The organism is Nocardioides aestuarii (genome assembly GCF_039527245.1).
In the GTDB taxonomy this organism is placed as follows: domain Bacteria; phylum Actinomycetota; class Actinomycetes; order Propionibacteriales; family Nocardioidaceae; genus Nocardioides; species Nocardioides aestuarii.
The window spans coordinates 1,767,546-1,790,238 of the sequence record NZ_BAAAJT010000002.1 but is presented as its reverse complement, the minus strand read 5'-3'; the positions used below and the strand labels follow the sequence as shown (position 1 = coordinate 1,790,238).

Genomic DNA, 22,693 nt, shown 5'->3' with positions numbered 1-22,693 from the left:
ACATCGGATCAGGGCAGCTCGGGCTCCAGGTCGAGCCAGCGGGCGAGGGCCTCGACCTCGGCCCGGACCGCCTTCCGGTCCTTGGCAGACCACGGCTCGTCCTCGTGGATCGCGTCGACCCGGAGCGCACCGCGGTCGCGCTCGGCGGTCGCGTCGACCTTGCCGACGAGGCGGTCGCCGACGAGGACCGGCATCGCCCAGTAGCCCCAGCGCCGCTTGGCGGCGGGCTTGAACATCTCGAGCTGGTAGTCGAACTCGAAGATCTCCTCCATCCGCTTCCGGTCGATGACCAGCCGGTCGATCGGGGAGATCACCGCGACCCGACCCTCGAAGCCGTCGAGGTCCTCGAGGTAGGCGGGGTCGACGCGCCACTTCCCGCGGACGCCCTCGACGACGGCCTCCTCGCCGGCGGCGCCGACGGCGGTGGGCTCGCCCGGGACCACGGCGGCCTTGCCGCGCGCGATGCCGAGGCCGGCCAACCGGCGCCGCTCGAGCTCGGCCACCGCCTCGGCCAGCGGCGGCACCGGGTCGTCGGGATAGACGCGCTCGGCGAGGTCCCAGAGCTTGTCGCGGCCCTCCTTGCCGGCGACCGCCACCTCCCCGCGACCCACCATGTTCTCCAGCAGCATCCGGACGTTGCGGTCGCCGTTCCACCCGCTCGAGCGCCACGGCACGGCCGTCGTGTCCGGCAGCGCCTTCGACGTCACCGGCCCCTCGTCGTGGAGCTTCTCGAGGATCTCCCGGCGGGTGTCGTCGTTGGCGGCCATCCAGTTGGCGATGGCGTCGTGGACGTCGCGGTAGTTGTCGAAGACCGCCGGCCAGTTCGCCATCCCGGCGCGGTGGAGCGCGATGTCCTGCGCCGGCCGCAGCATCTGGTGGAGCTCGACGACCCGCCCCGATCCAACCGCCTCCTCCAGCTCGCGCTGGTCGTACGCCGCGCCGAGCCGGCTCCACAGGACGAGATGGGCGCTCGGGACGACCGCCGCGCACGGGTCGTCCTGGAGCAGCGTGAGCCGCTCCAGGACCTCCTCCATCGACGTCGGGCGGTGGGCGTCGAGGAGCTGCGCGCGCACAGCGATCCGTCGCGCGTCCTGGCGGCTGAGCTGGTGCACGGCCTCAGGCACGGCGCAGCACCGCCTTCGCGAGGGCCTCCGCGCCGGGAGGGTGGTGGTCGAGGAAGAGCGACGGCTCGGTGAGCTCGAGCTCGAGCAGCCGCGGGCCGTCGGGTGTGGGGAGCAGGTCGACGCGGGCGTAGAGCAGGTCGTCGCCGAGCCCGTGGGGGATCGCCGTGAGCACCGCCTCGGCGACCTCGCGCTCCGCCTCCGACGCGTCGCGCACCGACATCTCCTCCTCGGCGTAGAGGTCCTCGACCAGCTCCATCCCCGGCGCCAGCAGCGGCCCCTTGCGCATCGCGTGGGAGAACTGGCCGTCGAGGAAGAGCAGCGCGGTCTCGCCGTGCTCGTCGACCTCGTGGAGGTAGGGCTGGACCATGACCCCGCGGCCGGCGGCGAGCAGAGACGATGCGTGGGCGCGCGAGCGGGGGTCGCCCGGCGCGAGCCGCAACGTGTCGCGCGAACCGGCGGAGACGACGGGCTTCACGACGTGCTCGACGTCGGCGAACTCGTGGTCGGGTTCGTCGCCCGGAGCGAGGAACTGCGTCGGCACGATCGGGACGCCGGCCCGCTCGAGCTCGGCGAGATAGCGCTTGTCGGTGTTCCAGCGGATCACCGGCGGCGGGTTGAGGAGCCGGCTCACCGACGCGACGTGGTCGGCCCAGTCGAGGAACGCCGGCAGCTTCGGCACGTAGTCCCACGTCCCGCGCACGACCACGAGGTCGTACGACGCCCAGTCGACGCCGGGCGCGTCCCACACGACCGGCGCGGCGTCGACGTCATGAGCGGCGAGGGCGCGCAGCAGCTCCTGCCCGTCATCGTCGAGACCTGGCAGCTCCTCGCAGGAGGCGAGCGCGACACGCGGCGTACCCATGGGACTCACCCTAGGCTGAGTCATGGCCACCACCTCGCCACCGCCCGGGGCCGACGACGCCCAGCAGTCCCCGGCCGACCGGGACCCCGCCCGCTACACGCGCAAGGGCAAGCTGCGCGGCGACGTCTACGACGCCGAGATCGAGCTGCTCCAGGAGCGGCTGGTGCAGCTGCAGTACTGGATCCAGCGGGAGGGCCTCAAGGTGCTCGTGATCTTCGAGGGCCGCGGCTCGGCCGGCAAGGGCGGCGTCATCAAGCGGATCACCGAGCGCACCAGCCCGCGCACCGTGCGGGTCGTCGCGCTGCCGAAGCCCAGCGAGCGCGAGCGCACGCAGTGGTACTTCCAGCGCTACGTCGAGCACCTCCCGGCCGCCGGCGAGATGGTCCTGTTCGACCGCAGCTGGTACAACCGCTCGAACGTCGAGTGGGTGATGGGCTACTGCACCGAGGACGAGCACCAGGAGTTCCTGCGCTCCTGCCCGGAGTTCGAGCGGATGCTCGTGCGGTCGGGGATCGTCGTGCTCAAGTACTGGTTCTCGGTCTCCTTCGACGAGCAGCGGCGCCGCTTCGAGGCCCGCAACGCCGAGCCGCTCAAGCGCTGGAAGCTCTCCGACATGGACCTCGCCGAGCACGAGCTCTACGTCCGCTACTCGATGGCGAAGGACACGACCTTCACCTACACCGACATCAAGCAGGCGCCCTGGTCTGTCGTGCCGTCCGACGACAAGCGGGCCGCCCGGCTCAACTGCATCTTCCACCTCGTCAGCCAGTTCCCCCACGAGGACGTCGCCCCCGCGCGGGTCGAGCTCCCCGAGATGAAGCAGGTCCCCTACGTGCGCCCGCCGATGCAGGAGCAGACCTTCGTGCCACAGTTGTTCTGATGATGACCTCCCGCGGCGGCGACACCGCGTTCATCCTGACCGTGCTCGCGATCGTCGTGCCCCTGCTCGCGCTGCTGCCCGTGGCCCGCCACGCCGACGAGGTCCTCGACCGGCAGCGCCCGATGTACGACGACCTCGTCCACGTCGAGTGGCTGGAGTACCAGGCGCTGCGCGACACCGGCTCTGCCGTGGAGATCGACGTCGAGGGCGAGGCCGTGGCCATCGGCGACGCCGAGTTCCAGCCGTCCGACGGCGTACGGATCGTCGTGGAGGTCCCGGCCCCCGAGCAGTTCTGCGTGCAGGTCAGCAACAGCTTCGGCGACTCCTCGGCCCGGTCGTGCTTCGACCCCGCCGATCCACCGCGCGACCCCGACCGCAGCCAGTCGGTGCAGCCCGCGGCCTAGCGGTCCAGCAGCGGCCGCGCCGGGTCCCAGGTGGTGCCGTCGCGTTCGTCGCGTCGCTTGCGCGCGATCGCCGAGAGCGACTCGAGGACGACCCGGTTGGCCAGCGCCGCGGTGATGTCGGCGTGGTCGTAGGGCGGGCTGACCTCCACCACGTCGACCCCGACGACGGGCAGCTCGAGGCAGATCCGGCGTACGGCGTCGAGCAGCTCGCGCGCGGAAAGGCCGCCCGGTTCGGGGGTGCCGGTGCCCGGCGCGTGGCCGGGGTCGCAGACGTCGATGTCGACGGAGAGGAAGACCCCCTCGCACTCGTCGGTCGCGATCGCGAACGCCTCGGTCAGGCAGTCGGCGAGTCCGCGGTGGACGATCTCGGTCATCTCGTAGGACCGCATCTGCTGGCCGGCCATCCAGTCCAGCGTCTCCGGCTCGGGCCAGTAGCCGCGCAGCCCGACCTGGAGGAACCGGTCGCCGCGCAGCGCGCCCGACTCGATCAGCCGTCGCATCGGCTGGCCGTGGCCCCACAGTGACCCGAACTCGATGTCGCCGGTGTCGGCGTGGGCGTCGAAGTGGATCATCGAGACCCGGCCGTGGCCGAGCACGTTCGCGACGCCCTTCGCGTCGGGGTAGGCGATCGAGTGGTCACCGCCGAGCACGACCGGGATCGCGCCGGCGCGGGCGACCTTCTCGACGGCGGCCTCGAGCGCGGGCAGGGCGGTCTCGACGTCGCCGGAATACATCTCCACGTCGCCGGCGTCGACGACCGTCAGGTCCTGGAGCGCGTCGGTGCGCAGCGCGAGGCTCGGCCGGGAGCCGTCGTGGGGCAGGTAGTCGGTCATCCGGATCGCCTGCGGCCCGAACCGGGTGCCGGGCCGGTGGGACGTCCCGCCGTCGAACGGCGCACCGAGCACGACGACGTCCGCGTCGGCGTAGGACGCCGCGTCGTCGAGGTCGCACGCGGGCACGCCCAGGAAGGTGATGTCGGGACCGAACTGTGCTCCGTACCTCGCCATGGGCCGACTCTAGAGTGATCGGCGTGCCCGTGACCCTGGACGACCGCACCATCGCGCGCTGGCGGCTCAGGTCCCAGCACCTCGTGGCGCCGTACGCCGCGGGCGCGGCCGGGATCGTCGACCACCCGCTGGCCGTCCAGGCGGAGAACCCGTCGCAGTCGGCGTGGGCCGTGGGGTCGCGCACCGCCGCTTCCGATCCCGCCGACCTCGCCGACCTTCTGCACTCGGGCGCGGTTCTCCGGACCCACGTGCTCCGCCCGACCTGGCACTACGTCGCTGCTGCCGACGTGCGGTGGCTGGTCGAGCTGACGGCACCGCGGGTGAGGAAGACGTATGCCGCGCGGCTGGCCGGCGGCCTGGACGGCGAGGCGGCGGTCCTCCTCGACGCGCTCGCGGAGGGGGCGCCGCTCGACCGGCCGGCACTGGCGGCCCGGCTGGAGGAGGCCGGGCGCCCGCTGACCGGGATGCAGCTGATGCTGCTGCTCGCCGACCTGGAGATGCAGCGCCTCGTCGTGAGCGGGCCACCGGCCAACGGCGTCCACACCTACGCCCCCTTCGACGACCGGGTCCACGGCGCCCGCTCCCTCGACCGCGAGGAGGCGCTGGCCGAGCTCGCGCGCCGCTACGTGACCGGCCACGGCCCGGCGACCGAGCGCGACCTCGCCTACTGGGCGACCCTCACGCTGACCGACGTACGCCGCGGGCTGGCCGCGGCCGGCGACGCGATCGCCTCGTTCGAGCACGGCGGCCGGACGTATCGGTACGCGCCCGACCAGTCACCGCCGGCCCGGGTCGAGCCGGCCGGCCACCTGCTCCAGATCCTCGACGAGATGTATCGCGGCTACCAGGACTCCCGGATGGTGCTCGACACCGCCGGTGCCGTCCCGACCGGCCGCGAGACCGCGATCGGGATGGCGCTGGTCGACGGCCAGCTGGTGGCGTCGATGAAGCGCGAGGTCGGCCGCGACCGGGTGACGTTCACGCTCACGCCGTACGCGTCGTGGACGCCCGCGTGCGCGGCCGCCGTCGAGGATGCGGCCGCTCGCTACGGCGCATTTCTCGGCCTCGATCCTGTCGTCGCCCACAACCGGACGTGAACCGTCCGCAACCCGGTCTAGCGTCCTCCGCATGACCGACTTCCGGGACCTGCGCGCGTCGACGTTCGAGTCCGTCGACCTCACGGGGTCGACCTTCCGGCGCGCCTACCTCAACGACGTGACCTTCCAGAACATCGACATGGTCGGCACGAGGATCCACGACGTCGACCTGATCGACGTCGAGATCACCGGCGAGATCCGCAACGTCACGATCAACGGGGTCGAGGTGTCCGGCTTCGTGGAGGCCGAGCTCGACCGGCAGCAGCCGGGTCGGGCGAAGATGCGGCCGACGACCGCCGACGGCTTCCGCGAGGCGTGGGACCTGCTCGACGAGCTGTGGGCCGGGACCGTCGAGCGGGCCCGCGCGCTCGAGGCCCGGCGGCCCGGGGCGCTCCACGAGAGCGTCGACGGCGAGTGGTCGTTCATCCAGACGCTGCGCCACCTCGCCTACGCGACCGAGGTGTGGGTGCTGCGCGCGCTGCTCGGCGACCCCCGCCCGTGGCACCCGCTGTCCCTGCCCTTCGACCAGATGACGCCCCACCCCGAGGTGCCGTGGGACCGCGCCGCCCGGCCCGACCTCGACGAGGCCCTCGCGCTGCGCGACGACCGGCGGGCCGCCGTACGCCGTGTGCTCGACGACCTGACCGACGAGCAGCTCGCGGGCGAGACCACCCCGGTCGAGGGCCCGAGCTGGCCGCCGGCCCGCGCCTACCCCGTCCGGGAGGTGCTCTCCACGATCCTCAACGAGGAGTGGGAGCACCGCCGCTATGCCGAACGTGACCTGACCGTCCTCGAGAACCGCTGAACCACCGCAACCGCTGAAGGAGACCAGCATGCAGATCGTCCTCGTCCCCGGCCTCTGGCTCAACGCCTCCACCTGGGACGCCGTCGTCCCCGAGCTGGAGGCCGCCGGCCACACCGCCCACCCGCTCACGCTCCCGGGCATGGCGAGCAAGGACGCCGACCGCTCGGCCGTCGGGCTCGCCGACCACGTCGGCGCGGTCGTCGAGGCCCTCGACGCGGCGTACGACGCGGGTGGGGGCGAGCAGGTGCTGCTCGTCAGCCACTCCGCCGGCTGCGGGATCGCCCACGCCGCCACCGACGCCCGGCCCGACAAGGTCGGCCGCCAGGTCCACATCGGTGGCTTCCCCGGCGACGACGGCGACCCGCTGCTGAGCGGACTGCCCGCCGAGAACGGCGAGGTCGCGATGCCGGACTGGAAGGAGATGGGCGAGGACGCCAACGTGCGCGACTTCTCCGACGAGCAGCTCACCCAGTTCTACGCCGACGCGATCCCGGTCCCCGAGCGGGTCATCAGCGAGCCGGTCCGGCTCCACGACGAGCGGCGCTGGGACGTCCCCGCGACCGAGATCTGCCCGGAGTACACCGCCGCCGACCTGAAGGAGTGGGTCGACGGCGGCCACCTCGCCGAGCTCGCGAGCATCAAGGAGAAGGACTACGTCGACCTCGGCGGCGGCCACTGGCCCCAGCTGACCCAGCCAAAAGCGTTGGCGCAGGCGATCCTCGACGCGGCACGCTGACCGGCGTGACCCTCTCCATCCAGTGTCTCGTCATCGACACCCACGACCCTGACCGGCTCGCCTCCTTCTGGCAGGCGGCGCTCGGCTGGCGGCGTACCTACGACAAGCCCCACGAGGTCGTGCTCGAGCCGCCCCTCGGCAGCCCGCAGGACGGCGTCGCCCCCGACCTGCTCTTCGGGCTCGCCGAGGTGGAGAAGTCGGGCAAGAACCGGCTCCACCTCGACCTCCGCCCCACCGATCGGGACGCGGAGGTGGCCCGGCTGCTCGAGCTCGGCGCGACCCACGCCGGCGTCGGCCAGACGGGCGAGGAGTCGTGGGTCGTCCTCGCCGACCCGGACGGCAACGAGTTCTGCGTCCTGCGCCCCTTCACCGACGACGAGCTGGCTCAGATCGCCGCCGAGGCGGAGGCCAAGGCGACCTCCTGAGAGAGCGCGACCTCGGCGAGCGCCCGGGCGTGGGCGTCGGCGGAGTCGATGAGGGGGAGCGGGCTGTCGTCGGGACCGACGAGCAGGCCGATCTCGGTGCAGGCGAGGACGACCGCCTGGGCGCCCTGCTCGGCGAGCCGCTCGATGACCGCGACGTACGCCGCGCGCGACTCGTCGAGGAGCCGGCCCTGGGTCAGCTCGTCGAAGACGACGCGGTCGACCAGGTCGCGGTCGTCCGGTCCGGGAGCGACCGCGGTGATGCCGTGGCGGGCGAGCCGCTCGGCGTAGAACGTCTCCTCCATGACCCAGCGGGCGCCGAGGACCCCGAGCCGGTCCCAGCCCTGCGGTGAGGCGACGCCGGCGACGGCGTCGGCGATGTGGAGCAGCGGGACGTCGATCGCGGCCTCGACCGCGGGGGCGACCTTGTGCATGAGGTTGGTGCAGATCGCGACCACGTCGGCACCGCCCGCGACGCAGCGGCGGCCGGCCTCGGCGAGCAGCTCGCCGGCGCCGTCCCAGTCGCCGTCGACCTGGCACTGCCGGACGGCGGCGAAGTCGAGTGACTGGAGCGCGACCTGGGCGGAGGCGTGGCCGCCCAGACGCTCGGCGACGATCTCGTTGATCAGCCGGTAGTAGCTCGCGGTCGAGTGCCAGCTCATGCCGCCGATGAGTCCGATGGTCTGCATACGACCACGATGCGCCAAGGCAAGGCCAGAAGGTAGACGTCAATCGGTTGGCGGAGCCATCATGTGGACTTATGGACCCGCGCAAGGTGCTCGTCTTCCGCACGGTGGCCCGCGCCGGCTCGCTGTCGGCCGCGGCGCGCGAGCTCGGCTGGAGCCAGCCGGCCGTCAGCCAGCAGCTCGCGGCACTCGAGCGCGAGGTCGGCGTCCCGCTGTTCGTCCGGAGCAGCCGCGGGGTCACGCCGACCGAGGCGGGACGGCTGCTGCTCCGCCGCGCCGACGCCGTCGCGGGCGAGCTCCACATGGCGGGCGAGGAGCTCGCCTCGCTCGCCGAGCTCCGTGGTGGCCGGGTCCGGCTGGTCGCCTTCCCGAGCGCGGCGGCCACGGTCGCGCCCGCGGCGCTGAAGCTGCTGGCCGCCGACCATCCGGAGGTCGAGGTCGCGCTCGTCGAGGCCGAGCCGCCGGAGGCGTGGGCGAGCGTCCGGGAGGGAGAGGCCGACGTTGCCCTCGTCTTCGGCTACGACGGCCCGCCCCCCGACTCCGCGGGATCACCGGGCGCACTCACCTGGCTGCCGCTCGCCGTCGAGCCGGTCGACCTGGTGCTGCCGCCGGACCACCCGGCGGGCCGGGCCCGCGCCGTACGGCTCGACCGGCTGGCCGACGACACCTGGATCGGGGGCTGCCCGCGCTGCCGCTCCCACCTCGTCGAGCGCTGCCGCGACGCCGGGTTCGAGCCACGCCTGGCCCACGAGACCGACGACTACGTCGCCGTCCAGGCGCTGGTCGCGGCCGGGCTCGGCGTCACGCTGCTGCCCCGTAGCGCGCTGCGGGCCTTCCGGCACCCCGACGTCGTGGTGCGCGAGAGTCCGAGCCTGGGCCACCGCCACGTCGGGCTGGTCTACCGCCCCGGCGCCGAGCAGGTGCCGGCGACCCGCGCGTTCGTCGAACGGCTGCTGCGGGTCACATCTCCTCGTGGGAGTCGGGGTCGCCCCCGAACAGCCGACCGTCCGGCCGACCCAGCGCGGTGATCGCGGCGACCTCGTCGTCGGTCAGCTCGAAGCCCTCGACGTCGAGGTTCTCCTGCTGCCGCGAGGGGGTCGCCGACTTCGGGATCGGCAGCGCACCGAGCTGGAGCTGCCAGCGCAGGATCACCTGGCCCGGGGTGACGCCCAGCCGCTCCGCGGCCGACGCCACCGGCGGTTCGGTGAACGGCGCCTGCCGCTTGCCGAGCGGGCTCCACGACTCGGTGAGGATGCCGAGCTCCGCGTTGACCGCGCGCATCTCCTGCTGCGGGAAGTAGGGGTGGAGCTCGAGCTGGTTGACCGCGGGGGTCACGCCGGTCGCGTCGATGATCCGGCGCAGGTGGGCCTCGGTGAAGTTCGAGACGCCGATGCTGCGCACGAGCCCCTCCTGCTGGAGGTCGACCAGCGCCCGCCACGCCTCGGCGTACTGGCCGACGCTCGGGTTCGGCCAGTGGATGAGGTGGAGGTCGAGGTGGTCGAGCCCGAGCCGCTGGAGCGAGTCCTTCGTCGACTGCACGGCGTCGTCGTAGCCGTGGTGGCGACCCGGGATCTTGCTGCAGACGGCGAGCTCGTCGCGGGGGACGCCGGCGCGGCGGATCGCCTCGCCGACCTCCTCCTCGTTGCCGTAGTTCACCGCCGTGTCGATCAGTCGGTAGCCGACGCGGATCGCGGAGGTGATCGCCTCGATGCCGTCGTCGCCGGTCAGCGGGTAGGTGCCGAAGCCGACCGCGGGCAGGACCTGGCCGTCGTTGAGCTCGTGGGTCATGTCGGCCACGCTACGACCATGAGCTTCCCGAACCCGTTGCACCGTCCGTATCCCGACGACGTCTACACGGGCGAGGGCGGCGAGGTCTCGGCGTGGCTGCGACGGGACGACACGGAGCCCGAGCTCACCTACAAGAACGGCGGGTCGTGCGAATACCTCGCGACCGGCGACCAGACGAACGGGCTCTACGGCCTCTACCGCTGGAGCTTCGGCGAGACCGAGTCCGGCCCCGACCCCCACTTCCACCGCGCGATCACCGAGTCGTTCTACGTGCTCGAGGGCGAAGTGCGGCTCTACGACGGCCACGAGTGGATCACCGCCCGCACCGGCGACTTCCTGCACGTCCCCGAGGGCGGGCTCCACGGCTTCCGCGGCCGCGACCACGCGCGGATGCTGCTCATGTTCACGCCCGGCGCGCCGCGCGAGGACTACTTCGAGACCCTCCACGCGTTGGGCTACGGGGCCACGATGACCGACGACGAACGGGTCGAGTTCATGCTCCAGCACGACACCTACTGGGTCTGATGGGTCAGCCGACCGTCGTCGCCCTCCACGTCGCGAAGGCCACCAGGCTCCCGATGCGCTCGGTCGAGGGGGTCGTGGCCGAGGCCGGGAAGGGGATCGTCGGCGACCGCTACCACGGCACCCGCCACCGGCACGTGACCGTGCAGTCCGCTGCCGCGCTGGCCGAGGCGGCGGCGGCGTACGGACGCGACGTGCCGTGGGAGCTGACCCGCCGCAACGTCACGGTCGAGGGGATCGACGCCATCCCGACGAAGCCCGGCACCCGGCTCCGGGTGGGTCAGGCGCTGCTCGAGGTCGTCCGCGTCGCGGCTCCCTGCAAGCTCCTCGACGACACCATCGGTCGGGGAGCGCAGGAAGCGCTGCGGCGCCGGGGAGGCACGGTGTTCCGCGTGCTCGAGTCGGGCACCATCACCGTGGGCGACGAGGTCGAGGTGGTGGAGGAGCCGTGAACGAGGTCGAGGAGCTGCTGGGCGTCTACGACGCCGACGGCGGGGTCCGCGGCGAGCTCGCCTACGTGTGGGGCCGCTGGCGCGGCACCGCCCACTGCTCGCTCTGCGACATCACCCACACCGCCTGGCGCCGCAAGCAGGAGTGGGACGCGATGGTCGCCGGGCTCCCGGTGCCGCTGCGCGTCGCGCACCGCAACGAGCTGGCGCCCGACGAGGCGCGTGCCGTCCAGGGCGTGCAGCTGGCCGCCGTCCTGGCGCGCCGTGAAGACGGGTGGCGGGTGTTCCTCCGCGCAGACCGTCTCGACGCCCTCGGCGGCGACGTCGCCGCCTTCGAGCAGGCCGTGCGTCGGGAGCTCGAGGCCTAGGCGCCGAACCAGGCGGGCAGCATGATCGTGAAGGCGAAGACGAAGCCGGTGACGATCAGGGTGACGGCCGTGAAGCCCATGATGTCGCGGATGCGCAGCCGGGCGATCGCGAGCAGCGGCAGCGCCCAGAACGGCTGGATCATGTTGGTCCACTGGTCGCCGTAGGCGATGCCCATCGTCACGATGCTCGGGTCGACGCCCAGCTTGGCGGCCGCCTCGAAGAAGATCGGCGCCTGCACCGCGAACTGGCCGCCGCCGCTGGGCACGAACATGTTGATCAGGCCGCCGGCGAGGAAGGCCCAGAGGCCGAGCGTGTACTCGTTGGAGATCGACACGAAGAAGTCGGCGAACACGGCGATCAGGCCGCTGCCGGTCATGATCCCGAGGATCCCGGCGTAGAGCGGGAACTGGAGCAGGATGTCGCCGACGTTGCGGGCCGCGTCGACCACCAGCCGACCGAGCTCGGCGGGCGACTTCACCAGCAGCATCACCAGGCAGAGGAACGTCCAGTTGACGATGTCGAGGGTGAGGACGAAGCCCTCCTGGGCGTAGTAGGTCACCAGGTAGGCCAGCAGCGCGACGCCCAGTGCGGTGGTGATGACGCGGCTGCCGTCGAGGCGCTCGGCGGGGGTCGGGCCCTCGCCGCTGCGGGTGTCGAGGAGCTCGGACTCCTCGCGCGCGAGGTCGGCGCCGGCGGGCAGCTCGACGACCGGGTCGTCGCCGCTGGGGGCGAGGCGGGCCATCGTGACCACGACGACCGCGACGGCCAGCACGATGCCGACGATGTTCCACCAGGTGAAGATCGTGTCGGTGACCGGGATCGTCGTGCCGAGCTGGTTGGCGACGTCGCTGCCGGGGGTGGCGACGGCCAGCGGCCCGGAGCCGGAGTAGCCCATGTGCCACACGACGTAGCCGGAGTAGCCCGACGCCACCAGCAGCGGGAAGTGCAGCTTCAGCCCGCGCTCACGGCCGGAGCGGGCGACCTCGATCGACAGCAGCGCCGCGACGACGAGCCCGAGGCCCCAGGTGATGAGCGAGGCGACCGCGGCGCAGAGCGCCACGAAGCCGTAGGCCTGCGGCGCGGTCCTCGGCACCGATGCCGCCCGGGTGAGCAGCCGGCGCACCGGACCGGTGTTGGCGAGCATGTGGCCCAGCAGCAGGATCAGCGCCATCTGCGTCATGAAGGCCAGCAGCCCGATCAGGCCGTCGCCCCAGCCACGGACGACGTCGACCGGGCCGGCGTCGGTGAGCAGCAGGGCGAGCACCGCGACGATGGCGGTGAGGATCACCGCGAAGGTCAGCGCGCTGGGCAGCCAGCGCTCCGAGATCCGGACGAGCGGGCGCGAGAGGGTCTTCAGCACGGTGTCCTCCGAGTAGGTGACCGGGGTGTGACCCGCAGCACGCTAGCGGAGGCGGCCCCCCCTGCCGCGACCCGGAGGGCGATGCGGGGCCGCATCAGCGCGGTCGGCGGCTCGAGCAGGTTGGTGACCCGCATCAGCGTGCGGGCGACCACGGGGTCGCGACGGGCGACGCGCTGGGCGCGGGCGACGTAGCGCGAGACCGCACCGTGTCCCGGCGGCCGTGCACCCTCGACGCCGGGCAGGTTGAGGTCGGCCCCGACGACGACGGTCCAGGCCCGCTCGGCGACGGCGGCCGCGTCGACCGCGTGGCGCCGCCGGACGTCCTCGAGCCCGCGTCCGGCGCGCCGACGCAGCGCCACCGCCTGCAGCGCAGCGAGGCTCATCCCCTGGCCGAACGCGGGGTCGACGCTGGTCACGGCGTCGCCCACGGCGGCGAACCCGCGGGGGAGGTCGACCTTGTCGAACCGCCGACGCCGGCAGTCGGGGAAGCGGTAGGTCACCGGCGGGTGGAGCAGCGCGCGCCCGGCGAGCAGCTCGGCGACCTCGGGGGCGACCACGCCGGCGGCGTAGTGCCGGAAGCCGTCGGCGTCCACGGGCGGCTGCTCCTCGTCGTAGCCACAGACCCCGATGACCCAGGTGTCGTCCTCCTGGGCGATCGCGACGCCGACCCGCGGCACCCGGGGCACAGCCGCGGACACGCACACCGACCGGCCGCCGAGGTCGCCGTCACGGCGCTCGACGTGCGTGGTCGCGTAGCGGACACCGACCCGGACCCGCTCGAGGGGCGGCTCGGCCATCCCCAGCGCCGCGAGCCACCGCACGCTCCTCGCCGACCGGCCGGTCGCGTCGACCACCAGGTCCGCGGCCAGCTCCTCCGCGGGACCGTCGGTGGCGCGGTCGCGCAGCCGTACGCCGGTGACGACGCGGCCGCTCCCGTCGGTCACGAGGCCCTGCACGTCGACGCGGTCGCGCACGACGACCTGCGGCAGCCGGATGGCCAGCCCCCGGACCGTCCGCTCGATCAGCGACCGGGACGCCGCGACGCCGTTCGCGCCGACCTCGGTGTCGGCGAGCAGCCCGCCGCCGATCCACCAGCGGCCGTTGCTGCCGATGTCGCCGCGGCTGATGGCCCCACCCGCGAGGAGGGCGTCGGTGAAGCCCGGCAGCAGCTCCTCCATCGCGAGCCGGCCGGACGCGAGCAGACCGTGCACCTGGCCGGCCTGGGGGGTGCCGGGCCGGACGCCGACGTGGCGCGCGACGTCGTCGCGCTCGAGCACGACGACCTCCCGGGAGAGCGGCGCGAGAGCGGCCGCGGCGAGCAGCCCGGCGACGCTGCCTCCGGCGACGACGACGCGGTCGTAGGTGGGGGAGGAGGAGTGGGTGGACGGCTGGGTCGACGGCTGGATGGACATGACAACCTCCTGGGTCTCGGGTGGTCGCACCGTGCTCGCGCCGGATGTCCACCCACCAGCTCAGTTGCTGTCCACCTCCGGTCCGGGTGGGCCGTGCAGCTCCCAGTCCCACAGCACCTCGACGAGCGCCTCGACGCCGGCGCGGAGGTGGCGGCGGTAGGTGCCGAAGGGCAGGTCGAGGACCTCCGCGGCCAGCTCCTGGCTGGCGGCAGGACGCAGGTAGGTGCGGTCGAGCACGCGGGCCGGCGAGTCGCCCCGGGGCTGCCGCCCGACCGCGGCCACGCCCGCCGACACGGCCTCGCGGAGCCGGGCCACCGGGTCGACCGTCGCGGGGTCCTCCCCGGAGCGGGGGCGGGCGAGGCGGGAGGTGAGCAGCGGCGAGCTCCGCAGCCGGGCGGGCCGGGCGTGGTCGCGCAGCGCGTCGCGCACCGCCTCGCCGAAGTCGTCGCGGGCCAGGGCGACCGGGGAGGCGACGGGCGGCGGCGCCGTACCTCCCGTGGCGAGCTCGGACTCGGTGAGCGCGTCCAGCCACTCGGCGTAGCCGGAGCGGCCGAAGTCGCGCGCCCACGCCGTCAGCACCCGTCCGTCCGCGAGCGGGATGTCGACGAGCGGTTCGAACCCGATGTAGCCCCAGATCGGGATCCAGGTGGCGCCGTGGGTCGAGGCCAGCGTCACCCAGCCGAGGTCGGGTCGTGCCCAGACCCGCAACGACAGCGCGGCGACGGCGTCGGAGAAGCCGCCGAGCCGGTCGGGGTCCTCGGCGTCGGCGATGACGTGGAGGAGCGTCTGCTCGCCGGGCTCCGGGGGACGGCGACGCCGGAGCTCCGCCAGCACGACCCCGGCGGCCGGGTCGGGCGTCGGCCCCGGGTCCGTGAGCTCGGCCGTGACGACCCCGCCGACGACCCGGCCACCGGGCGCGACGACCAGGTGGCCGGCCTCGGGCTGGTGCCCGAGCCAACCGGCCACGGCAGCACCCCGCTCGGGTCCGTCCGCACCGGTGAAGGCGGCGACCACCGCCTCCCGGTCCTGCGCGCTCGCAGCCGGCCGGTCGGCCAGGGTGCCGAGGTCCTCGAAGGCGTAGAGCGTGGCCGCGTCGGGGTTGCCGCGGTGGAGGAAGAGCAGGTCGGCGGCCGCGGAGGCGTGGGCGGAGCCGGTGGCGCGCGCCATCCGCTCGACCACGACGTCACGGATCCGGCGGTGGAGCAGGGAGAACTCGTCGCGGTCGCGCCAGCGCAGGTCGCGGTCGAGCGCGTCGCGCACGAGGTCGTGCACGGCCAGCCCGTCGGGGTGGGACTCCGAGTAGGGCCGGGCGCGCAGCCACGCCAGGAGCTCGTCGGCGGACTCGTCCGACACCTCGAGGACCGAGGCGAGCAGGGCGCGGTCGACCCGGCGGCTGTGGCCGCACACGTGCAGCGCGCGCCGCTGGTGCGGGTCGACGACGTCGTCGACGAAGGTCGCGAGCAGCCGGGCGGCGGCGTCAGGGTGGTCGACCAGCACACCCGGGCGCAGCGGCCCGCCCGCGACCTCGCCGCGCTCGGCGTACTCGTCGGCGGCGATCGCCAGCGCGAGCGGGTGGCCGTGGGTCGACCGGACGACGTCCTCGACGTCCACGTCGTCGGGGACCCCGCGGATGCGCAGCAGCGCCTCCGCGTCGCGGGCCGGCAGGTTCCGCAGCGGGAGGACCGAGATCAGGCTGCGCCAGCCGGGGTCGCGCCAGCGCTCGGGCGGGGGTGGGCGGCGGCTGCCCACGACCACGTGGCACCCCTCCGGCAGCGAGGGGAGGTAGCGGTCCCACAGCCAGGGCTCGTGGGCGCCGAGCGCCTCCGCGCGGTCGAGCAGCAGGACGGTGCCGGGATCGGGGGAGAGGCCGCCGACAGCGGCGACCAGCGCGTCGAGCGAGGGCGGCAGGGCGCCGGCGTCGACCCAGCGGGTGACACGTCCGTCGTCCTCCGCCTCGCACTCGGCCGCGCGCAGCAGGGTCGTCTTGCCGACGCCGCCGGGACCGTGGACGTGGAGGAGCACCCGCTCGTCGCCGGCGAGGAAGTCGCGGACCCGCGCCAGCTCGGCGTCGCGACCCACGAGGGCGCGCCGTCGCGCCGCCGAGAGACGGCCGGCCACGGTGCGGCGCATGGCCCATGATGGCGCGCGCGGCAGCGCGCCGTCACGCCTCAGCTGCCGATGTGGACGATCGCGTCGCCGGAGTTGACCAGCGGTGCCTCCGTACGGCCGATGACGATGCCGGTGCGGTTGGCGTAGACCGCGCGCAGCGTGCGGCCCCAGACGTCGACGAGGGCGCCGAGCCGCTCGCCGTCGGTGACCTGCTGGCCGAGGTGGGCGTCGAGGTCGAGGATGCCCGTACGCCGCGCCCGCACCCAGCCGCTCGCGCGGCACTCGACGCTGGCCGGGTGGTCGGGGTCGTCGGGCAGGTCGACCATGTCGAGCGCGGCGAGCACCCGGCGCACGCCCGTCACGGCCGGCTCGACGGCGTACTCGTCGAGGCGGAGGTTCTCCCCGCCCTCGTAGAGCAGGACGGTCGCGCCGCGCTCGCGCGCGGCGTGGCGCAGCGAGCCGTCGCGGATCTTCGCGTGGAGCATCACCGGCGCGGCGAAGGCCGTCGCGAGGGCGTGGGTCTTCGGGTCGTCGAGGTCGGCCCGGATCTGCGGGAGGTTGGAGCGACGGTCGGCGCCGGTGTGGAGGTCGATGCCGACCTCGCACTTCGCGACGACCTCCTCCATGAAGAGGTGGGCGATCCGGCTCGCGAGCGAGCCGCGGCGGGAGCCGGGGAACGAGCGGTTGAGGTCGCGCCGGTCGGGGAGGTAGCGGTCGCCGGCCATGAAGCCGAGGACGTTGACGATGGGGACGGCGATCAGGGTGCCGCGGAGGGTCTTCGGGTCGAGGCCCGCGAGGACCTGGCGGACCACCTCGACGCCGACGACCTCGTCACCGTGGATCGCCGCGTCGATCCACACCGTGGGGCCGTCCTCGCGGCCGTGGAAGACGCGGACGGGCAGGACGACGTCGGCGCCGGTGACGAGCCGGGTGATGGGGAGCTCGAGGTTGCGGGAGGTCCCGGCGCGGACCCGCACGGGCCCGATCCCGAAGGACTCGCGCGCCATCAGCGGCCCCGGTTCTTCCGGCGGACCGAGACCTTCGGCCGCCCGCCGAGGTAGGACTCGCTGGGGTCGACGAGGAAGCCCTGGCACAGCGCCTCGCGGCCGACCAGCATCCGGAAGCCCATCTCGTCACGGTTGCTGAGCGTCACCTCCGCGGTGACGACGCGGCCACAGAGGCTGACGTCGAGCTGCACGACGTAGCGCTCCTCCGCGTGGCCGCTGGAGCTGCGGACCTCGCGCCGGTCGACGACCTTCGACGTGACCGAGACGGCGTCCTCGTCGGAGTCCTGCCAGGGGTGGACGGAGTAGCGGACCCACAGCTCACCGTCGCGGTCGAGCTCCTCGAGGTCGAAGGCGTGGAGCGCCGACGTACGGGCGCCGGTGTCGACCTTGGCCTTCATCCAGGCGACCCCCGCGGTCGGGAGGCTCACCCACTCCCGCCATCCGACGATGGTGTTGGATGGCGGGGATCCCTCCGTTGCAGTCACCCGTCGATCCTCTCAGGTTGTCGAATGAAGCTCGCGATCCTCTCGGTTGCTCCCCGCGCCTACAGCACCCAGCGCCTGCGCACCGCCGCCCTTGACCGCGGCCACACGGTCAAGGTCCTCAACACGCTCCGCTTCGGCATCGACCTCAGCGGCGAGGAACCGGACCTGCAGTTCCGGGGCAAGCAGCTGACCGACTACGACGCGATCCTGCCGAGGATCGGCAACTCGATCACCTACTTCGGCACCGCGGTCGTCCGCCAGTTCGAGCAGATGGACGTCTACACGCCCAACACCTCCGCCGGCATCAGCAACAGCCGCGACAAGCTGCGGGCCTCGCAGATCCTGTCGCGCCACAACGTGCTGATGCCCGCGACGACGTTCGTGCGCGACCGCGCCGACGTGATCCCCGCGATCGAGCGGGTCGGCGGCGCGCCGGTCGTCATCAAGCTGCTCGAGGGGACGCAGGGGATCGGCGTGATCCTCGCCCCCGACCGCAAGGTCGCCGAGGCGATCATCGAGACCCTCCAGAGCACCAAGCAGAACGTCCTGATCCAGCGCTTCGTCAAGGAGAGCAAGGGCCGCGACATCCGTGCGCTCGTCGTCGGCGACCGCGTCGTCGCCGCGATGCGCCGGGTCGCCCAGGGCGACGAGTTCCGCTCCAACGTCCACCGCGGCGGCTCGGTCGAGGCCGTCGAGCTCGACCCGGAGTTCGAGGCCGCCGCCGTCCGCTCGGCCCAGATCATGGGGCTCAAGGTCGCCGGCGTCGACATGCTCGAGGGCAACGACGGCCCGCTGGTGATGGAGGTCAACTCCTCCCCGGGCCTCGAGGGCATCGAGAACGCCACCAAGCTCGACATCGCGGGCGCGATCATCGACTACATCGACAACCAGGTCGCCTTCCCCCAGATCGACGTCCGCCAGCGGCTCTCGGTCTCGACGGGATACGGCGTCGCCGAGCTCGCCGTCCACCAGGACGCCACCATCATCGGCAAGGCGATCGGCGACTCCGGCCTGTGGGAGAAGGACATCACCGTCCTGACGCTCCACCGCGGCACGCAGGTGATCCCCAACCCCCGCGCCTCCACGGAGCTCGAGGCCGAGGACCGGCTGCTGTGCTTCGGCAACCTCGAGGAGATGCGCTCGATGATCCCCGCGCGCCGCAAGCGCGGCCGGAAGGTCAAGCGGCTGCCGAAGCAGCCCATTCACGAGGGCTGATCCGGCAGTCCGCCTGAGTCCTTCCGGCCGTCGTCTCACTGCGAGACGTTGAACGGACCGGCCACACCTCCTGCGCTCGACCGGGCGTAGATCCGGCCGGGGTTGGTCGCCGGGGCGGCGCCGTTGCGGAGCCGGATGTCCCAGTCGCCGATGCCGGGCGGGGCCGCCGCCACGACCTGCGCCGTGGCTCCCGTGATCGCCGGACCGATGCTGCCGTCGGCGTTCACCCTGTGGAGCTGGATGACGGCTCCGAGCAGGTCACCGGTGCCGACCACCCGGAAGTCGCCCGACTTCCAGCGGGCCGTGCTGATGGTGATGCGGTCGGTGGCCGCGTTGGTCTGGCTGGTGAGCAGGTCCGACTCGGGACCGAAGCCCGCGGCGTTCCTGGCCTTGACGGTGAAGCCGTACGTCGTCCCCGGGCTCAGGCCGCTGACGGTCTGGCGCGGCACGGTCGTGACGGGCGGCTGCGTGGCGAGCGGCGTACCGGTGGCGTTGTAGACCGTCACCTGCCAGCCGTTCACCGACGAGTCGTTGTTCCACGTCAGGGCCACCGAGCTCTGGGTGGCCGTGCCCGCGAGCCCGGTCGGCTTGGCCGGCAGCGGGACCACCACGGGGGTGTAGCTGCCCTCGGCGAGGGTGAAGTTGCCGACCTGGTCGAAGGCGGCGATCTTCAGGGTCGTCGGCGCGTTGATCGGGATGCTCGTCCCGGTCAGCAGCTGGGCGTTGTCCGAGGGCAGGTCACCGGAGATTGCGGGCGAGCCGTCGGTCGTGAAGAACACCTGCCCGTTGCTCGCGACCGCGACCGCGTTGGCCTCGACCGCCGTGCCATCCGCCGCCGGCGCCGGCGAGAGCGTCAGTGTCGGTGGGGTGGTGTCACCGGTCGCGCCGCCGCCGAGCGCGAAGGGCACGCTGAGCTTGGCACCCGCCATCGATCGCACCTCGAAGGTGTAGCTCGCCGAGGCGTCCAGACCGTTGAGGGTGACCTGGGTGACGCCGGGGCCGACGCGGACGCCCTGGGTGGTCTGCTGGCCGTTGGCCGCGGCGCCGACGGCCTCGATGCTGTAGCCCGTCACCGGGTCAGCGGTCGGGACGGCGGCGACGGGGGTCCACTTCACGAGCGCGGATCCGCCGCTGCGCACGACCGAGGCGGTCCCGGTCGGGGACCCCTGGTCACCGGGTCCGGCCGGGCAGCCGCCGAAGCCGGGGCCGCCGGCCTCGCCGAACTCGGCGATCGTCAGGCCCTGCCGGTTGCCGTCGACGTCCTGGACCTCCCAGGACATCGCCCGCTCGCCGAGCGACGCCGCTGCTGCGACCTGCGCGGCGTTCAGCGTGTCGAAGACGTAGGTCGCGAGGAAGGTGCCGGGCGTCGGGAACTCCAGCGAGGAGCTGTAGCCGCCCTTGGGGGCCGGCACGAGCGGGCCGGGGATCGCGCTGATGCTGCGCCGGCCGATCAGGTCGACCAGGTCGGGCTGGATGATGCGCTGCTCGAGGAAGTCGGGGTTCACGTCGGCGCCGAAGCTGCCCTCGACGGTGACGGTCCGGGTGGCGCTGTCGAGGACCATGTCCTGGGTGACCGTCGCGGACGACGTGGTCGTGGTGTCCCGCGATCCGTCGGGGAAGGTGATCGAGACGACGTCGCCGGCCTTGATGTCCGGGGTCACGTCGAGACCGGTCCCGGCGCCCCAGCAGATGCCGCCGGGGTGGTTGACCTCGAAGGCGACGTCGGTGCCGGAGACCTCGGCCCGCGCGGAGCCGACGACGCCGACGCCGGCCCGGGTCACCTCGACGAGCGCGACCTCGCCCTCGTGGCTGGAGTAGCCCTCGACGGAGACGAAGTCACGGTCGGGGAAGATGACGATGTTGTCGGGGAACTGCGGGACCGCTGCCGAGGCGCTGTCGGCGATGAACGCCAGCGGGGTGAGCGCGAGACCGATGGTCAGGATCGCGCTGGTGAAGGCTCGTCGGCGCCGCCGCTGCGGGACCGTGGGTGACGGGGAACGCTGCATTGCTCGGACCTCCTCAGAGATGTCGAGGATCGAGTCGGTCCCAACCCCCTCGAGCGTCTTCACGTTCCTCCCACGATCTTGAGCAATGCTGGGGGCCTCGTCCGAGGAGGTCGCCGTGGAGCTGGAACGCGTGTCGGGCTGGGTGGCGCGTCAGGCCCGGGCGCCGTTCGCCGCGACGAGTGGTGCGGTCGTCCTGTTCTGCCTGTCGTTGACCCCGTCGCTGCTGCCGAGGCTCGCGCTGTCCCAGGCCCTGCTGAGCGCGCTGTGCCTGCTGCTGGGCTACGGCGCCGGTGCGCTGCTCGGCTGGCTGGTCCGCAGCTGCGGGGGCCACCTGTCCGGGCAGGCGCGGTCGAGGGCCTGGCGGGTCCTCGCGGCGCTGGGAGGTGCCGCCTGCCTGGTCTTCCTGTTGCTGGGGCTGCGGTGGGAGAACGAGGTGCGTGTCCTCGTCGGCATGGACCGGGTGGGGATCGGGCACGCGGTGGTCGGCGCAGCGGTGGCCGTGGTGCTCTTCGCGCTCCTGCTCCTGGTCGCGCGCGGGGTCAAGGCCCTCGGCCGCCTGGCGGGTCGCCAGGTCGGGCGGGTCCTCCCCGCGGGCCCGGCGACCGTGATCGGGGGACTGCTGGTGGCGGTCGTCGCCTACGAGGTCGTCGTCGGCATCGGCGGGGCCAGGCTGCTCGGCGCCCTCGACTCGACGTTCCGCACGATCAACGACGAGTTCCGCACCGACCTCCCGGCGCCGACGGTGGCCGGGGTGTCGGCCGGGCCCGGGTCGACCCAGACGTGGGACGACCTCGGCCGGCAGGGTCGGCTGTTCGTCTCGAACGCGCCGACCCTCGAGGCGATCGAGGCCTTCTCCGACGGGCCGGCCCTCGCGCCCGTCCGGGCCTACGTCGGAGCGGGCCAGGCCGGCGTCGACGTACGCCGGGAGGCCGATCAGGCCGTGGCCGAGATGGAGGCGCTCGGCGGCTTCGACCGGGCCGTCGTCAACGTCGTCACCGGAACCGGTCGCGGGTGGGTCAACGAGAACCAGGCCCAGGCGCTGGAGTACATGTGGGGTGGCGACACCGCGACCGTCAGCCTCCAGTACTCCTACCTCCCGAGCTGGATGTCGTTCCTGCTCGACCGTCAGCGGTCGCAGGACGCCGGTCGCGCCCTGTTCGACGCGATCTACGCCCGGTGGCTGGACATCCCGGAGGACGACCGGCCGCTCCTCGTCGTCAGTGGAGAGAGCCTGGGCAGCTTCGGGGGCGAGGCCGCCTTCAGCGGGCCGCAGGACATGGCCACCCGCACCTCCGGTGCCCTCTTCGTCGGTCCCACGGCCAACAACGTCCTCTGGGGACGGCTGACCGAGGAACGCGATCCCGGGAGCCCGGAGGTGCTTCCCGTGGCCGACGGAGGGGAGATCGTGCGCTTCGCCGAACGGCCCGCGGACTGGGTCGCTCCCGGGGAGTGGACGGGGACGCGGGTGGGCTACCTCCAGCACGCCAACGACCCGATCACCTGGTGGTCGCTCGACCTCGCCGTCGAGCGCCCCGACTGGCTCGAGGAGGACCGCGGGCGCAGCGTGTCCCCGCACGTGCGGTGGGTGCCGGTGGTGACCATGCTCCAGCTGGGCATCGACCAGGCGATGGCCAACTCGGTGCCGGCCGGCCAGGGCCACCAGTTCGGTCAGCTGCCGGTCTATGCCTGGGCCGAGATCCTGCCGCCCCCCGGATGGACCGACGCCGACTCCGAGCGGCTGGCGGAGACCGTGCGCCGCCGGCCGCCGGCGGGTTCGTAGGCGACGGCGAAGCGGGGTGTGTAGGCGTCGAGGCCGGGTGGGGCGGTGAGGTGGATCCGGGACTCGGGCTCGGTGAGTCGGGTGGTGCCGTGGTGGTCGACGAGGTAGGTGTCGCCGTGGGGTGTCTGCCAGAGATGTCGGCCGGGGCCGGCGGGGCGGCAGCGGAAT

At 73.2% G+C, this 22,693-nt stretch carries 23 protein-coding genes; 12 read left to right on the top strand and 11 right to left on the bottom strand.

The genetic code is table 11. The features are described 5' to 3' along the window. Positions 1-8: 8 nt before the first annotated feature. Both ABD091_RS09095 and ABD091_RS09090 read right to left on the bottom strand, forming a co-directional pair. Entirely contained in the window at positions 9-1,124 is a 1,116-nt protein-coding gene (locus ABD091_RS09095; protein WP_343917587.1) for a DNA glycosylase AlkZ-like family protein, read from the bottom strand. After that, positions 1,117-1,986: an ATP-grasp domain-containing protein gene (locus ABD091_RS09090; RefSeq protein ID WP_343917585.1), complete on the bottom strand. Its 870-nt coding sequence runs from the start codon at positions 1,984-1,986 to the stop codon at positions 1,117-1,119. Before ABD091_RS09090 ends, ABD091_RS09095 begins: the two co-directional genes overlap by 8 nt. 22 nt (positions 1,987-2,008) lie before the next feature. Between ABD091_RS09090 and ppk2 the strand changes: the two genes are divergently transcribed. Beyond that, entirely contained in the window at positions 2,009-2,866 is an 858-nt protein-coding gene (gene ppk2 / locus ABD091_RS09085; RefSeq protein ID WP_343917583.1) for a polyphosphate kinase 2, read from the top strand. Beyond that, positions 2,866-3,270: a hypothetical protein gene (locus ABD091_RS09080; RefSeq protein ID WP_343917581.1), complete on the top strand. Its 405-nt coding sequence runs from the start codon at positions 2,866-2,868 to the stop codon at positions 3,268-3,270. Before ppk2 ends, ABD091_RS09080 begins: the two co-directional genes overlap by 1 nt. Here ABD091_RS09080 and speB read toward each other — a convergent pair. Further along, positions 3,267-4,277, bottom strand: a complete 1,011-nt coding sequence (gene speB, locus ABD091_RS09075; RefSeq protein WP_343917579.1) for an agmatinase — start codon at positions 4,275-4,277, stop codon at positions 3,267-3,269. The genes ABD091_RS09080 and speB overlap by 4 nt on opposite strands. Before the next feature lie 23 nt (positions 4,278-4,300). On the opposite strand from speB, the gene ABD091_RS09070 reads away from it, so the two are divergent. The 4 genes from ABD091_RS09070 to ABD091_RS09055 are packed head-to-tail and all read left to right on the top strand — an operon-like array spanning position 4,301 to position 7,340. Then, a complete protein-coding gene (locus ABD091_RS09070) occupies positions 4,301-5,374 on the top strand; it encodes a winged helix DNA-binding domain-containing protein (protein ID WP_343917577.1) in 1,074 nt (357 codons plus the stop codon). 31 nt (positions 5,375-5,405) lie between these two features. Then, positions 5,406-6,179, top strand: coding sequence for a DinB family protein (locus tag ABD091_RS09065; RefSeq protein ID WP_343917575.1), 774 nt, complete (start codon positions 5,406-5,408; stop codon positions 6,177-6,179). Between the two features lie 28 nt (positions 6,180-6,207). After that, a complete protein-coding gene (locus tag ABD091_RS09060) occupies positions 6,208-6,915 on the top strand; it encodes an alpha/beta fold hydrolase (protein WP_343917573.1) in 708 nt (235 codons plus the stop codon). Positions 6,916-6,920: 5 nt separating this feature from the next. Further along, on the top strand, positions 6,921-7,340 hold the full coding sequence (locus ABD091_RS09055) for a VOC family protein (protein WP_343917571.1): 420 nt from the start codon (positions 6,921-6,923) through the stop codon (positions 7,338-7,340). Here ABD091_RS09055 and ABD091_RS09050 read toward each other — a convergent pair. Beyond that, on the bottom strand, positions 7,301-8,026 hold the full coding sequence (locus tag ABD091_RS09050) for an aspartate/glutamate racemase family protein (protein WP_343917569.1): 726 nt from the start codon (positions 8,024-8,026) through the stop codon (positions 7,301-7,303). The two genes, ABD091_RS09055 and ABD091_RS09050, sit on opposite strands and share 40 nt — an antisense overlap. Before the next feature lie 71 nt (positions 8,027-8,097). On the opposite strand from ABD091_RS09050, the gene ABD091_RS09045 reads away from it, so the two are divergent. Next, a complete protein-coding gene (locus tag ABD091_RS09045) occupies positions 8,098-9,051 on the top strand; it encodes a LysR family transcriptional regulator (protein ID WP_343917567.1) in 954 nt (317 codons plus the stop codon). Here ABD091_RS09045 and ABD091_RS09040 read toward each other — a convergent pair. After that, a complete protein-coding gene (locus tag ABD091_RS09040) occupies positions 8,984-9,811 on the bottom strand; it encodes an aldo/keto reductase (RefSeq protein ID WP_343917565.1) in 828 nt (275 codons plus the stop codon). The genes ABD091_RS09045 and ABD091_RS09040 overlap by 68 nt on opposite strands. A gap of 18 nt (positions 9,812-9,829) precedes the next feature. Here ABD091_RS09040 and ABD091_RS09035 point away from each other — a divergent pair, with 18 nt between their 5' ends. Genes ABD091_RS09035 through ABD091_RS09025 form a run of 3 tightly spaced genes read left to right on the top strand, consistent with a single transcriptional unit; the run spans position 9,830 to position 11,150 of the window. Beyond that, positions 9,830-10,336 (top strand): cupin domain-containing protein, encoded by a 507-nt coding sequence (locus tag ABD091_RS09035; protein WP_343917563.1) that lies wholly within the window; start codon positions 9,830-9,832, stop codon positions 10,334-10,336. Then, positions 10,336-10,785, top strand: a complete 450-nt coding sequence (locus ABD091_RS09030) for an MOSC domain-containing protein (RefSeq protein WP_343917561.1) — start codon at positions 10,336-10,338, stop codon at positions 10,783-10,785. Before ABD091_RS09035 ends, ABD091_RS09030 begins: the two co-directional genes overlap by 1 nt. Beyond that, complete coding sequence (locus ABD091_RS09025; protein WP_343917559.1) at positions 10,782-11,150, top strand: hypothetical protein; 369 nt, start codon at positions 10,782-10,784, stop codon at positions 11,148-11,150. The genes ABD091_RS09030 and ABD091_RS09025 overlap by 4 nt, the downstream gene beginning before the upstream one ends. Here the strand turns inward: ABD091_RS09025 and ABD091_RS09020 are convergent. From ABD091_RS09020 to ABD091_RS09000, 5 genes are read right to left on the bottom strand one after another with little or no spacing between them, the layout of a single operon-like run. Then, entirely contained in the window at positions 11,147-12,511 is a 1,365-nt protein-coding gene (locus ABD091_RS09020) for a short-chain fatty acid transporter (RefSeq protein WP_343917557.1), read from the bottom strand. The genes ABD091_RS09025 and ABD091_RS09020 overlap by 4 nt on opposite strands. After that, positions 12,505-13,923 carry an NAD(P)/FAD-dependent oxidoreductase gene (locus ABD091_RS09015; protein WP_343917555.1) on the bottom strand — a complete coding sequence of 473 codons (1,419 nt, stop codon included), beginning with the start codon at positions 13,921-13,923 and terminating at the stop codon, positions 12,505-12,507. Before ABD091_RS09015 ends, ABD091_RS09020 begins: the two co-directional genes overlap by 7 nt. Positions 13,924-13,983: 60 nt before the next feature. Continuing rightward, positions 13,984-16,053: an ATP-binding protein gene (locus ABD091_RS09010; protein WP_343917553.1), complete on the bottom strand. Its 2,070-nt coding sequence runs from the start codon at positions 16,051-16,053 to the stop codon at positions 13,984-13,986. A 38-nt stretch (positions 16,054-16,091) separates the two neighbouring features. Beyond that, positions 16,092-17,039, bottom strand: a complete 948-nt coding sequence (locus ABD091_RS09005) for a succinylglutamate desuccinylase/aspartoacylase family protein (protein WP_343917551.1) — start codon at positions 17,037-17,039, stop codon at positions 16,092-16,094. Further along, positions 17,039-17,524 carry an ATP-dependent zinc protease family protein gene (locus ABD091_RS09000; protein WP_343917549.1) on the bottom strand — a complete coding sequence of 162 codons (486 nt, stop codon included), beginning with the start codon at positions 17,522-17,524 and terminating at the stop codon, positions 17,039-17,041. Before ABD091_RS09000 ends, ABD091_RS09005 begins: the two co-directional genes overlap by 1 nt. 24 nt (positions 17,525-17,548) lie before the next feature. On the opposite strand from ABD091_RS09000, the gene ABD091_RS08995 reads away from it, so the two are divergent. Beyond that, complete coding sequence (locus tag ABD091_RS08995) at positions 17,549-18,739, top strand: RimK family alpha-L-glutamate ligase (protein WP_425571487.1); 1,191 nt, start codon at positions 17,549-17,551, stop codon at positions 18,737-18,739. Positions 18,740-18,774: 35 nt separating this feature from the next. Here the strand turns inward: ABD091_RS08995 and ABD091_RS08985 are convergent, their stop codons facing one another. Beyond that, positions 18,775-20,745: a fibronectin type III domain-containing protein gene (locus ABD091_RS08985; RefSeq protein WP_343917547.1), complete on the bottom strand. Its 1,971-nt coding sequence runs from the start codon at positions 20,743-20,745 to the stop codon at positions 18,775-18,777. Between the two features lie 115 nt (positions 20,746-20,860). Here ABD091_RS08985 and ABD091_RS08980 point away from each other — a divergent pair, with 115 nt between their 5' ends. Beyond that, positions 20,861-22,525, top strand: coding sequence for an alpha/beta hydrolase (locus ABD091_RS08980; protein WP_343917545.1), 1,665 nt, complete (start codon positions 20,861-20,863; stop codon positions 22,523-22,525). Positions 22,526-22,693: the final 168 nt, after the last annotated feature.